This is a genomic window from Pseudomonas sp. 10C3 (assembly GCF_036346185.1).
Taxonomy (GTDB): domain Bacteria; phylum Pseudomonadota; class Gammaproteobacteria; order Pseudomonadales; family Pseudomonadaceae; genus Aquipseudomonas.
The window spans coordinates 1-348 of sequence record NZ_JASJVE010000089.1 but is presented as its reverse complement, the minus strand read 5'-3'; the positions used below and the strand labels follow the sequence as shown (position 1 = coordinate 348).

Genomic DNA, 348 nt, shown 5'->3' with positions numbered 1-348 from the left:
CGGGGCCTTGCAGGTCGAGAGGGTCCTGAATGTCCTTGAGCGTGTGGACCTCATACTCCATGTACGCGCGAATGGCTTCCCAGTTGCAGATGGCCAACTCAAAACCGGCGCAGTGAAACTCCAGGGTGTACTGCTGATCGTGAGGCGGGTGGTAAAAGCCGAGGCCCATGGCGTACTGGATGTTCAGACCGTATTGGGTGACACCTCTGGCCTGGACGACCCACGCCGAGAGTGATTCCCAAGGGACGAAGATCGGTTCGGTCTGGCCTGCGGGGACGAAACAGACTTCACGGCGTTGGCGGTTGAAGCGGGTAGGGACGAGGGTTTCGTATTTTGCGAGGTGGTTGA

Annotated in this window: 1 pseudogene; it reads right to left on the bottom strand. The window is 58.9% G+C overall.

The features are described 5' to 3' along the window. Positions 1–348: pseudogene (locus QN399_RS26245) on the bottom strand (hypothetical protein); the annotation flags it as partial.